At 78.4% G+C, this 11,666-nt stretch carries 9 protein-coding genes; 6 read left to right on the forward strand and 3 right to left on the reverse strand.

What is annotated here, in order from left to right; translation table 11 throughout:
* The first annotated feature begins 57 nt into the window (after positions 1-57).
* Together dinB and ACI79O_RS10335 are read left to right on the forward strand one after the other, a co-directional pair.
* Positions 58-1,269: a DNA polymerase IV gene (gene dinB, locus ACI79O_RS10330; RefSeq protein WP_456890913.1), complete on the forward strand. Its 1,212-nt coding sequence runs from the start codon at positions 58-60 to the stop codon at positions 1,267-1,269.
* Between the two features lie 129 nt (positions 1,270-1,398).
* Complete coding sequence (locus ACI79O_RS10335; RefSeq protein ID WP_456876080.1) at positions 1,399-1,800, forward strand: DUF3040 domain-containing protein; 402 nt, start codon at positions 1,399-1,401, stop codon at positions 1,798-1,800.
* A gap of 146 nt (positions 1,801-1,946) precedes the next feature.
* Here ACI79O_RS10335 and ACI79O_RS10340 read toward each other — a convergent pair whose 3' ends face one another.
* Genes ACI79O_RS10340 through ACI79O_RS10350 form a run of 3 tightly spaced genes read right to left on the reverse strand, consistent with a single transcriptional unit; the run spans position 1,947 to position 6,772 of the window.
* The gene (locus ACI79O_RS10340) at positions 1,947-4,397 is read right to left on the reverse strand and encodes a transglutaminase TgpA family protein (protein WP_456914065.1); all 2,451 of its coding nucleotides are present in this window, start codon (positions 4,395-4,397) and stop codon (positions 1,947-1,949) included.
* Positions 4,394-5,785, reverse strand: coding sequence for a DUF58 domain-containing protein (locus ACI79O_RS10345; RefSeq protein ID WP_456914066.1), 1,392 nt, complete (start codon positions 5,783-5,785; stop codon positions 4,394-4,396). Before ACI79O_RS10345 ends, ACI79O_RS10340 begins: the two co-directional genes overlap by 4 nt.
* A gap of 3 nt (positions 5,786-5,788) precedes the next feature.
* The gene (locus ACI79O_RS10350; RefSeq protein WP_456914067.1) at positions 5,789-6,772 is read right to left on the reverse strand and encodes an AAA family ATPase; all 984 of its coding nucleotides are present in this window, start codon (positions 6,770-6,772) and stop codon (positions 5,789-5,791) included.
* 349 nt (positions 6,773-7,121) lie between these two features.
* Here ACI79O_RS10350 and mraZ point away from each other — a divergent pair, with 349 nt between their 5' ends.
* From mraZ to ACI79O_RS10370, 4 genes are all read left to right on the forward strand, one after another.
* Positions 7,122-7,556 (forward strand): division/cell wall cluster transcriptional repressor MraZ, encoded by a 435-nt coding sequence (mraZ, locus tag ACI79O_RS10355; RefSeq protein ID WP_456876076.1) that lies wholly within the window; start codon positions 7,122-7,124, stop codon positions 7,554-7,556.
* A 487-nt stretch (positions 7,557-8,043) separates the two neighbouring features.
* Positions 8,044-9,021, forward strand: a complete 978-nt coding sequence (gene rsmH / locus ACI79O_RS10360) for a 16S rRNA (cytosine(1402)-N(4))-methyltransferase RsmH (RefSeq protein WP_456890921.1) — start codon at positions 8,044-8,046, stop codon at positions 9,019-9,021.
* Complete coding sequence (locus ACI79O_RS10365; protein ID WP_456914068.1) at positions 9,018-9,653, forward strand: hypothetical protein; 636 nt, start codon at positions 9,018-9,020, stop codon at positions 9,651-9,653. The genes rsmH and ACI79O_RS10365 overlap by 4 nt, the downstream gene beginning before the upstream one ends.
* 2 nt (positions 9,654-9,655) lie before the next feature.
* Positions 9,656-11,641 carry a peptidoglycan D,D-transpeptidase FtsI family protein gene (locus ACI79O_RS10370; protein WP_456890925.1) on the forward strand — a complete coding sequence of 662 codons (1,986 nt, stop codon included), beginning with the start codon at positions 9,656-9,658 and terminating at the stop codon, positions 11,639-11,641.
* Positions 11,642-11,666 lie beyond the last annotated feature (25 nt).

Raw genomic sequence — 11,666 nt, forward strand, 5'->3', positions numbered from 1 at the left:
GGAGGCCGTTAGTCTCCCCGGGTCGGTGCGAACACGTGTTCGATCCAGGGAGGCGGCATGGCGGGGGGACGGGCGGCGGGGTGCACCGTCCTGCACGTCGACATGGACGCCTTCTTCGCCAGCGTCGAGGTGCGCCGGCACCCCGAGCTGGCGGGCACCCCGGTGATCGTCGGCGGCTCCGGCAACCGCGGGGTGGTCACCTCGGCCACCTACGAGGCGCGCGCGTACGGCGTGCACGCCGCCATGCCCACGGCCCGCGCGCTGCGGCTGTGCCCGACGGCCACCGTGCTGCCGGGGGACGTGGCCCTCTACGCCGAGGTCTCCCGGTCGGTCATGGCGCTGTTCCGGTCGGTCACCCCGCTGGTCGAGCCGCTCAGCCTCGACGAGGCGTTCCTCGACGTCTCCGGCGCCGGCCGGCGGCTGGGCGACGCCGCGCAGATCGGCGAGTACCTGCGCGCCCGCGTCTACGACGAGCAGGGCATCACCTGCTCGGTGGGCGTGGCCGGCACCAAGTTCGTGGCCAAGCTCGCCTCCACCCGCGCCAAGCCCGACGGGATGCTCGTCGTCCGCCCGGCCGAGGTCATCGACTTCCTGCACCCGCTGCCGGTCGGTGCGCTGTGGGGCGTGGGCGCGAAGACCGAGGAGGTGCTGCTGCGGCTGGGGCTGCGCACCGTCGGCGACCTCGCGCACGTGCCGGTCCGCACGCTGCAGCGGGCGGTGGGCCCGGCGGCCGGCGCGCACCTGCACGAGCTGTCCTGGGGGCGCGACCCCCGCCGGGTGGTGCCCGACGAGCCGGAGCGGTCCACCGGGCACGAGGAGACCTTCCCCACCGACGTCGACGACCCCGCCGTCGTCCACCGGGAGCTGCTGCGGCTGGCCGAGCGGACGGCGGGCCGGCTGCGCGCGGGCGGCTGGCTGGCGCGCACGGTCACGATCAAGGTCCGCTTCGCCGACTTCACCACGATCACCCGCAGCCGCACCCTCGACGTCCCCACCGACGTCGGGCAGGACCTCTACGAGACCGCCCGCGCCCTCTTCGACGCCCTCGGCCTGGACCGGGCGCGGCTGCGGCTGGTCGGCGTGCGGGCCGAGCGGCTGGTGGCCGCGGGCTCGGCGCCCCGCCAGCTCGAGCTCGGCGAGCGCGAGCACGGCCGCCGGGACGCCGAACTGGCCGCCGACCGGGCCGCCCGCCGGTTCGGCGCCGGGGCGGTCCGGCCGGCCACCCTGCTGCACCGCGACCGCGACCGGCGGGTGCGCGATCGCCCGTGAGAGTGGTCGCCGGTGATCACCGGCGGGTCGCCGCCGACTCGCCTTTCGCACCCCGCGAACGACTCGTATCCTCGTGGGCACCGCCGGGTAGAGACCGGCGGTATTGGCTCCGCCCACCTGGAGGTCTCGGTGCCGCTCTCCGAGCACGAGCAGCGACTGCTGGAGCAGATCGAGCGCGCCCTCGTCGACGACGATCCCAAGTTCGCCTCCTCCGTCCGCACGGGTGACCGCAGGCTCAAGGCCCGGCGGAAGCTGCAACTCGGTGCGCTGCTGGTGGTCGTGGGCCTGGCCGTCCTCGTGGGTGGCGCGGTCGTCCCGTCCGTGCCCCTGGGCGTCCTCGGCTTCCTGGTGATGTTCGGCGGCGCCGCGCTCGGCGTGCTCAACTACCGCAGCGCCACCGGCGCGGTCGAGCCCGGCCCGGCCGGTGCCCGCGGCGGGAGCACCGCCGCCCGCGGCCGCGGTGGGCGGGCCCGCCGCCAGCCGCTGAAGAACCGCCTCGAGGAGCGCTTCCGCCGCCGCTACGACCAGTAGCCCCCGCCGCGTCCACCGACGGCCGCCGTCCCACCCGGGACGGCGGCCGTCGGCGTTCCCGGGCCCGTTCGACGGTGTGCGCCGGCGCTGCATCCCCGCCGCCGGCGTGCCGCGTCAGCGCACACGCTCGGTCGACGGGTCCTCCGTCAGGCGGCGCGGCGGGGGAGCCGGCCGAGCAGCGTCCGCGCGGTGCTCCCGAGGCTCTCGGCCAGCGAGGCCGGCCACAGCAGCGCCCGCAGCCGCGTGCGCGCCGGGACCGCCGCCAGCAGCCCGCGCCGCGCCACCCGCAGCGCCGCCACCGCGTCGGGGTCGCCGGCGGCGCTGCCGGGACGGCCGTAGCAGGCGGTCTCCTCCGCGCGGGCCAGCCGCTCCACCGCGTCCGCCGCCCCCGGCGTCCCCATCCGGTGGGCGCCGCTCCCGCCGGTCCCGAGGGTGCGGGCCAGGGTGGCGGCCTGCTGGCGCGGGGTCTGCGCCGGGTCCCACACCAGGCCGAGGTCGCGGGCGGTGGCGGCCAGCTCGTCCCACAGCGCAGCCGGCCCGCCGTCGGCCACCCGGCGGCGGCGCTGCAGCGCCCGCGCGGCGGCCGGTGCGGCCACCAGCGCGGCCACCCCGAGCAGCATCCCTGCGCCGACCAGCACCGGCCGCGACGACGACGCCTGCGTGGCGCCCCCGGTGCCCGGCTGCGGAGCGCCGTCGACCCGGTCCTCCCGCGGCACCGGGACACCCTGCGGGGCGGTCGGGACGGTCGGGACGTCGGTCGGCCGCTCCAGCGCCTCCTGGTCGGTCGGCCGCGGCGCCCACGGCAGGTCGACGGCGCGCTCGCGGTCGATCGGGGTCGGGTCGAACGGGATCCAGCCGAGGTCGTCGAAGTAGACCTCCACCCAGGCGTGCGCGTCGTCGCTGGTGACCAGCCGGCCACCGCCGGGCTGCAGCCGGCCGGGGGTGTACCCGAGCGCCACCCGGGCGGGGATGCCGGCGGCGCGGACCATCGCCGCCATCGCCCCGGCGTACTGCTCGCAGTACCCCTGCTTGAGCCGGAGGAAGTCGGTGAGGTCGTCCCCGCTGGTGCCCGGCGCGGTCGACAGGCTGTAGACGAAGCCGTTCTCCCGGGAGAAGTGCCCGTGGATGGCGCGCACCGCCTCGTACGGGGTCGCCGCGCCCGCGGTCAGCCCGGCCACCAGGTCGGTGACCTCCGGGGACAGCGGCGGCAGCGCGGTGCCGCGCTCCAGCACCGGGTTCCCGCCCCGCAGCGGGCCGGCGGCCAGCAGCTCCTCCTCGGTGGGCCGGGGCTCCACCGCGCCCACCCGGTAGCTCACCGTGGTGGTGCGGACGTCGCGGCCGAACACGGTGCCCGTGGCGGGGTCGAACCGCCAGGCGTCGGGATCGTCGATCTGCACCCGCAGGGGAGAGGTGAGCACCGGCAGGAACCGGTCGTCGTGCCCGACGGCGGTGACCGTCGCCTCGACCCGGCGCCCCTCGCGCCGGCCGGGCAGCGGCGCGAGGTCCTCCGACTGCGCCACTGACGCCTCGCCGTCGAGGTTGCCGATCGTCCAGCCCTCCTCGACGTCGTAGACGTCGAGGGTCACCACCCGCAGGTAGCCGGGGTCGGGGACCGAGGCGTCGACGCGCAGCAGGGCGATCGGCTCGGGCAGGGTGAGCTGGCCCTGCAGGGCCGCCGCGGCGTCGAGGGCGGTGCCGGTCGACCCGCCGCCGGTACCGCCGGGCCCGAACCCCGCCGCCAGCCGGCCCTCGGGGAGGGTCGGCACCAGGCTGCCGACGACGAGCGCCGCCACCAGGGCGGCCAGCCCGGTGCCGGCCGCCGCCGCCGCGCCGGGGCCGGAGCGGCTCCCGGCCCGGCGCGCGCGGGTGGTCAGCTGCCGCGACTGGTCGGACCACAGCAGCAGCGCCAGCCCGGCCGCCGGGGCGGCCAGCGCGACCAGCCCGACGTCCCCGGTGACGGTGCTGACCGGCACGCAGAAGAGGACCAGCAGGCCCAGCCCCGCCAGCGCCGGCTGCCGCCCGCCGACGGCGATGAGGTCGACGGTGACCGCGACCATCCCGACCAGCAGGACGGTCAGCGCGAGCAGCCCGGTCAGCGGCAGCGCCGGCGTCGACTGCTCCCGCAGCTCGGCCGACCCCACCGTGAGGACGTCGCCCAGCCCGCGGAGGCTGGCCGGCGTGGGGAACCACCCCCCGATGGCGTCGTCGGGAGCGAACAGCGCCGTCATCAGGCAGGTCAGCACCGCCAGCTGGGCCAGCGGGACCAGCGGCACGCCGGCGGCCGCGGTGCGGGCGGGCAGCGGCCGCCCGCCCGACGCCCACGCCCACAGCGCCGGCCCGGCCGCGCGCAGCGCCAGCCCGGTGAGCGCCACGACGGTGACGGCCGCCAGGGCCGGGGGCAGCCACGCCGGGCGGGTGAAGACCGGTGCCAGCGCGCAGGTGCCCAGGGCGGTCGCCACCGCGGCGGCCAGGGCGGTGCCGCCCTCGTGCCGGCCCGCCGGAGCCGGCTGCACGCGGGCCCGGCGGCCGGCCGGGACCGGGGGACCGGGTGGCGGCAGCGGGGCCGAGGGGGCCGGCGGCGGGGCGAGCGTCGTCATGCCGGCACCGCCACGGGCCCGCCGGGGCGGGGTCCGGTGCCGCGCTGCGCGGCCAGCTCGGCCCACACCGCCTCGACCGGGCTGGTGGCGCCGGCGACGGCGACCTGCCAGCCCGCGCCGCGCAGCAGCGCCGCGGACTCCTCGACCTGCGCGGCCAGGTGCGCCCGCGAGGTGGCCGACAGCGCCCGGCGGGTGCGCGTGCCGGCGTCGGCCCAGCTCGCCACGTCGAGCAGGACCGCGGCGTCGCGGTGCGGCCCGGAGCGGGCGGCGACCAGGTCGGCGACGTCGTCGGGGGCGACGGCGCCGAGCACCGCCACGACGGGGCCGTCCCCGGCCACCCGGTGCAGCTGCTCCACGGCCGGCCGCAGGGACGAGCCGCGCGCCGGGGCCAGCACGGCCAGCCGGTCGAGCAGCTCGCTGGGGCCCAGCCCGCCCGAGCCCTCGGCCGGGCGCAGCTCGCCCTCGGCGGTGAGCACGCGGAGGACCGCACCCCGCCGGGACAGCGTGGTGCCGATGCTCGAGGCGGCCTCCACCAGCCACTCGAGGCTGTCCGGTGGCGGTGCCGGGTCACCCGGCGGCCCGGGGACGGCGCCCGTCGCGGCCGCCCCCGGAGCGGTGGCCCGGGTGAGCAGGTGGGCGTGCACCCGCGTGTCGAGCAGCAGGGCGGCCTGCGCGCGCCACGGCCGCTCCTCCATCCGCACCATCAGCTCCCCGGTGCGGGCGGTCGCCCGCCAGTGCACCTTGCGCAGGTCGTCGCCGTGCCGGTACGCGCGGGTGCTGACGTCGTCCTCGCCGTGCACCGCGATCGACCGGCGGGCGCCCTCCCCGCCGCCGCCGTGCCCGCCGGCCGGGCCGCCGGGGCCCAGCGGCCGCACCCGGGGGACGACGACCAGCGGCGCGCCGTCGCTGCCGCTGGTGGTGCGCTGCACCAGCCCGAAGGGGTCGACCAACCGCAGCTGCAGCGGGCCGAGGCGGTACCGGCCCCGGCGTCCGCCGTGCACCCGGTAGGGCAGCGGGACCGACCGGCCGCCGGGCAGCCGCTCGACGACGTATCCGGGCGACCGGCCGAGCTCGGCCGGCAGCTGCTCGGACAGCAGCCACAGCCGGCCGGTGCGGCGGTCGGCGTTGGTGACCTCGAGCAGCACGTCGGCGCCCTCCCCGCGGGGGACCCGCGCCGGGGTCACCGTGCGGCGCACGCCCACCCGGAAGCGCTGGCGGGCGACCGCGAACGCCGACAGCAGGGGCAGCGCGAGCAGGAAGACGGCGATCTGCACCAGCGGCCGCTCACCGAGCAGCGCGCCCAGCGCGAGCAGGGTCAGGCCCGCCGCGACCAGGCAGCGGCCGCGCAGGGTGAGCGACGTCAGCGCCGTGCGGAGCGGGCCGCCCACGGCTCAGCGCCCGCGGGGGACGGGCACGGTGCCCAGCAGCCCGCGCACGACCTGCTCCGGGCTGCGCCGGGCGGCCGCCGCGTCGGCGGTCAGCAGCAGGCGGTGGGCCAGCACCGGCAGCGCCATCGCCTGGACGTCGTCGGGCAGCACGTGGTCGCGGCCGGCCAGCGCCGCGGCCGCCCGGGCGGTGCGCAGCAGCTGCAGCCCGGCCCGGGGCGAGGCGCCCAGGCGCAGGTCGGGGGAGCGGCGGGTGGCCTCCACCAGCGCGACGACGTAGCGGCGGAGGGCGTCGGAGACGTGCAGCGTGCCGACGGCGGCGACGAGGGCGCGGACCGTGGCGGCGTCGGCCACCGGCCCGAGGGTGGTCAGCGGGTCGCCGGTGCCGCGGTCGTCGAGCATGGCGACCTCGGACTCGCGGTCGGGGTAGCCCATCGACACCCGCGCGGTGAACCGGTCGCGCTGCGCCTCGGGGAGGGGATAGGTGCCCTCCATCTCCACCGGGTTCTGCGTGGCCATCACCAGGAAGGGCCGGGCCAGCTCGTAGCTGACGCCGTCGACGGTGACCTGCCGCTCCTCCATGCACTCCAGCAGCGCCGACTGCGTCTTGGGCGAGGCCCGGTTGATCTCGTCGGCGACCACGACGTTGGCGAACACCGCGCCCGGCCGGAACTCGAAGGCCCGGGTCTCCTGGTCGTAGATCGACACCCCGGTGACGTCGCTGGGCAGCAGGTCGGGCGTGAACTGGATGCGGCGCACGCTGGCGTCGATCGAGGCGGCGAGGGCCTTGGCCAGGGTCGTCTTGCCGGTCCCGGGCACGTCCTCGACGAGCAGGTGGCCCTCGGCGAGGAGCACGACCAGCGCCAGGCGGACGACGTCGGGCTTGCCCTGCACGACGCGCGAGACGTTGGCCGAGATCCGTGCGCCCTCCGCCGCGACGTCGACCGGCAGCCCGGCCGTCCCGTCCGCCGCACGCATCGTGTCGGTCACCCGGCCCACGGTACGTGCCCGTCGCCGTTCCGCAGGCGGGTCCGTGCGCCCCGCCGGGTCGGTTCTCCGCCCTCCTCCGCGCCCCCCACCGGAGCGGCCGTGCCGGGGTCCCCGGCGCCCCCCGTGGTGGTCGTGCGCCCCACCGCGCCCCACCCCGGCTCCCTCCGGGCCGGGCACCGCGCCGACCCGGCGCTGACCTGCACGGGGAGCGGTGGGGAGAACCGGTCACGACATGGTGTCGAGTGGTGTTCGGTGGGGCGTAGTGGGTTAGTGTGTGGCGCGGTGGGGAGCCAGGGCCCGTCCCGGGTCCGCGGTGGACGCGAGGAGGGCGCATGGGGGAGGTGATCCGGTGTTCGTCGGCAGCTACTCGTTGCGGCTCGACGAGAAGGGCCGGCTCGCTCTCCCGGTGCGCTTCCGTGACCAGGTGGCCGACGGCATGGTGATCAAGAAGGGCCAGGAGCGCTGCATCTACGGCCTGACCATGGCCCGGGTCGCCGAGCAGAGCCGCGCCGCCGCCGCCATGGCGCCCGCCGACACCGCCGAGGCCCGCATGCGGGCCCGCCTGAGCTTCGGCTCGATGGTCGAGGTCGAGCCGGACAAGGCCGGCCGCATCACCATCCCGGCGGGCCTGCGCCAGTACGCCGGCCTCGACCGCGACGTCGTCGTGGTCGGGGTCGACACCCGCTTCGAGATCTGGGACCAGGCCACGTGGGACGCCTACGAGGCCGAGCAGGAGGCGGCGTTCGCCGCCATGGAGAGCGAGGGGATGCCCACGCTGTCCTGACCCCGTCCAGCCGGTCGCCCCGGCCGCCGCGCGCCCGACCGCGAGCCGACTTCCCCGCGGCTCGACCGGGTCCGGCCCGAACCGCCTTCCCCGCGGCTCGGTCCCCGCGCGGACCCCGGCGTCCCCACGCCACCGGCCCCGCCGGTGACCGGCATCGGCGGCCCTCGCCCCCCGCGGGCGCCTCCTGACGCACTTCCCCGGCGCCAGGCGGCCCCGCGGGGGGTGGGGGTCCCCACCCCCTCCCCGCCCCGTCCCACGATCCCCACACCGCCCCACCCGGCGCGTCCCGCCCGGGTGGCATCCGGCCTGCCCGCAGCCCGCCGCGCGGCGTCACTCCCGTCCCGTCCGTCCCACGGCACGCCGCCGAGCTCCCCCAGCCGACCGGCTGCCCGCGCCACCATGGGCGCACCGGACCGGCGCCCGCCGGCGAGGTGCACGCCGACGGGGACGCCGTCCCGCGCGGGAGCCCGACCCGAGGAGTCCGACGATGAGCACGCCCGAGCCCACCCGGCCCGCGGTGCACGTGCCCGTCCTCCTCGACCGCGTCACCGACCTGCTGGGCCCCGCCTGCAGCCGCGAGGGCGCCGTCCTCGTCGACGCCACCCTCGGCCTGGCCGGACACTCCACCGCCCTGCTGCGCGCCCACCCCGGGCTGCGCCTGGTCGGGCTCGACCGCGACCCCGACGCCCGCGCCGAGGCGACCCGCCGGCTCACCGACGCCGGTGTGGCCGACCGGGCCACCGTGGTGCCCGCCGTCTTCGACGAGCTGCCCGACGTCCTCGACCGGCTCGGCCTGCCCGAGGTGCAGGCGGTCCTGTTCGACCTCGGCGTCTCCTCGCTGCAGCTCGACCGGGCCGACCGCGGCTTCAGCTACGCCGCCGACGGCCCGCTGGACATGCGCATGGACCCCGCCGCCCCGCGGTCGGCCGCCGACGTCGTCAACACCTACTCGGCCGCCGAGCTCACCCGGGTGCTGCGGGTCTACGGCGAGGAGCGCTTCGCCGCCCGCATCGCCGGGGCAATCGTCCGCGAGCGCGCCCGCGAGCCGTTCACCGGCACCGAGCGGCTGGCGCACCTGGTGCGCGACGCGATCCCCGCCGCCACCCGGCGCACCGGCGGCCACCCCGCCAAGCGGACCTTCCAGGCGCTGCGGATCGAGGTCAACGACGAGCTCGGCGTCCTCGAGCGGGCGCTGCCGGCCGCACTCGACGCGCTGGCGGTCGGCGGACGGCTGGCCGTCATCACGTTCCACTCGCTGGAGGACCGCATCGTCAAGCAGGTCCTCGCTGCGGGGGCGACCGACCGGACGCCGCCCGACCTGCCGGTGCGGCTGCCCGAGTACGGCCCGGTGCTGCGGCTGCTCACCCGCGGCGGGGAGACCGCCTCCGAGGAGGAGCTCGCGGCCAACCCGCGGGCGGCCTCGGCCCGCGTCCGCGCCGCCGAGCGCATCCGGAGGGCCGCGTGAGCGCCGCCGCCCGCGCGCCCCGCGACGGCGCCGCCCGGACCCCCGCCGCGCCGGCGAATCCCGCGACGGCGACCACCGGGTCCGCGGCGACCGCCGCGCCGCACGCCGTCCCGTCCCGGCCCCTGCGCGCGCTGCCCTCGCGGCCGGTCCGCACGCTGCCCCCGCGGCCGGCGCGCGGCGTGCCGGCCCGGCCCGCGCGCGCCCGGGCCACCGGCCCGGCACCCCGTGTGGCCCCGGTGCCGGAGCTGCGGCTGGTCCCCGGCGGGACCGGCCGCGCCCGCGCTCCCGGCGCCGGCACCCGCCGGGCGCCGTTCGTGCTGCTCGTCCTGCTGCTCCTGGTGGCCACCACGATCGGCCTGCTGGTCCTCAACACCGCCATCGCGGTCAACTCGCTCAAGGCCACCGAGCTGCGCGCCGCCAACGCCGAGAAGGCCGAGGAGGTCCAGGACCTGGAGAAGCAGGTGATCGCCGGCGGGGCCCCCGCGCAGCTCGCCGCGGCCGCCGCGGCGGCCGGGCTGGTGCCCGCCGGCGCCGCGGCCTACCTGGTCGTCGGTCCCGACGGCACCGCCACGCTGCGCGGCACCCCCGAACCCGCACCGGGCGCCGCCCCGCCGGCCGGGGACGGGGGCTGACCGTGGGTCCCCGGGACACCCCGCGCGAGCGGCCCCGCGGCCTCCCCGGCGATGCCCGCCGCGAGCGCGCACCCCTGGGCCGGGGCGCCGTGCCGCGCACCGGCGCCGACCGCGCCGCGACCGCCCGCTCGGGTGCCGGTGCCTGGCGCGGCGGTCCCCGCGGCGGGGGAGCGACCCGCGCGGGCGCCTTCGTCCCGCGCCGTCCGCAGGGCCGCCGGCACAGCGGCCGCACCCTGACCCCGCGCCCGGCCCGGCTGCGGTGGGGGCTGGTGCTCGTCGTCGTCCCGCTGCTGCTGGTCACCGGCCGGCTGGTGCTGCTCCAGGGCGTCGACAGCGCCGACCTCGCCTACCGCGCCGAGCAGGACCGGCTCGCCGACGTCCCGATCTCGGCGCTGCGCGGCGCGATCGTCGACCGCGACGGCCACCCGTTCGCCTACACCGTCGACGCCTCCCGCGTCACCGCCGACCCCACCGTCGTCGAGGACCCCGAGCGCACCGCGCTGGCCCTGACCGCGCTCCTCGACGTCCCGGTCGACGAGCTGACCGAGCGGCTCTCCGCCGAGGGCCGCTACGTCAGCCTCGCCCGGCAGGTGCCGCCGGAGACCGTGGAGGCGATCGAGGAGCTCGACCTGCCCGGGGTCTTCTTCGAGGACGACCCGGTGCGGCTCTACCCGGCCGGTGCCGTCGGCGGGCAGGTGGTCGGCTTCATCGGCCGCGACGGCACCGGCCTCGGCGGCGTCGAGCTGCGCTTCGAGGACGCCCTCGCCGGCACCGACGGCCGCCGCCGCGTCGAGGTCGGCAGCGGCGGCAACCCCATCCCCGCCGGCATCGACGAGTCGACGCCGGCCACCGACGGGAGCACCGTCGAGCTCACCGTCGACCAGGACGTGCAGTACGTCGTGGAGCAGCGGCTCGGCCAGGCCTGCGCCGACGGCGCCACCACCCGCGCCTCGGCCGTCGTGCTCGACGTGCAGACCGGCGAGGTGGTGGCGATGGGCTCCTGCCCCGGCTACGACCCCGCGCAGGCCGGCCGCACCGACCCCGAGCTGCTCGGCAACCCGATCGTCAGCGGCGTGTTCGAGCCCGGCTCGGTCATGAAGGCGGTGACCCTGGCCGCCGCGCTCGAGGAGGGGGTGGCCACCCCGGACGAGGTGCTGACCGTCGACGGGCACATCCAGGCCGGCGACGCCGTGGTCACCGACGCCCACGACCACGAGCCGATCGACTGGACGGTGACCGGGATCCTCGCCAAGTCGAGCAACGTCGGCACGATCATGCTGGCCCGCGAGGTGGGCGACGAGACGCTCGAGCGGTACCTGCGCGCCTTCGGCGTGGGGGAGGAGACCGGGGTGGAGCTGCCGGGCGAGAGCTCCGGGATCCTGCAGGACGCCGCCGGGTGGGAGGAGAGCCGCGCGGCCAACATCGCCATCGGCCAGGGCGTGTCGGTCACCACCCTGCAGATGGCGTCGATCTACCAGGCCATCGCCAACGACGGCGTCCGCGTGGCCCCGCGGGTGGTCTCCTCGGTCACCGCCCCGGACGGGACGACGAACACGCCGGACGCGCCCGAGCCCACCCGGGTGGTCAGCGAGGCCACCGCGGACGACCTCGCGCACATGCTCGAGGCCGTCGTCGGTCCCGGCGGCACCGCGCCGCTCGCGCAGGTCGAGGGCTACCGGGTGGCCGGCAAGACCGGCACCGCGCAGCGCCCCAACCCCGAGTGCAACTGCTACGACGGCGGCGGCTACGTGACGACCTTCGTCGGGTTCGCCCCGGCCGACGACCCGCAGTACGTCGTCGCCGTCGACCTCGAGCGGCCCACCAGCTCGGCCGAGGGCGGCCAGGTCGCCGCGCCGGTGTTCGCCGACGTGATGCGGCACGTCCTCACCTCCGCCGGGGTGGTGCCCTCCGGCACGCCCCGCCCGGACTTCGCGCTGACCCGCGAGGACCTCCCCGAGGCGGCCACCGGCGGTCCGGCCGGCGATTAGGCGGCTCCATCCGTGCACGTCCGCG

It is taken from the genome of Geodermatophilus sp. SYSU D00696, assembly GCF_054050235.1.

What these genes read in the sequence shown, in the direction of transcription:
- ACI79O_RS10340 (WP_456914065.1), bottom strand. Translation starts at nt 4,397, where the DNA reads ATGACGACGCTCGCCCCGCCGCCGGCCCCCTCGGCCCCGCTGCCGCCA.
- dinB (WP_456890913.1), top strand. Translation starts at nt 58, where the DNA reads ATGGCGGGGGGACGGGCGGCGGGGTGCACCGTCCTGCACGTCGACATG.
- rsmH (WP_456890921.1), top strand. Translation starts at nt 8,044, where the DNA reads ATGAGCACGCCCGAGCCCACCCGGCCCGCGGTGCACGTGCCCGTCCTC.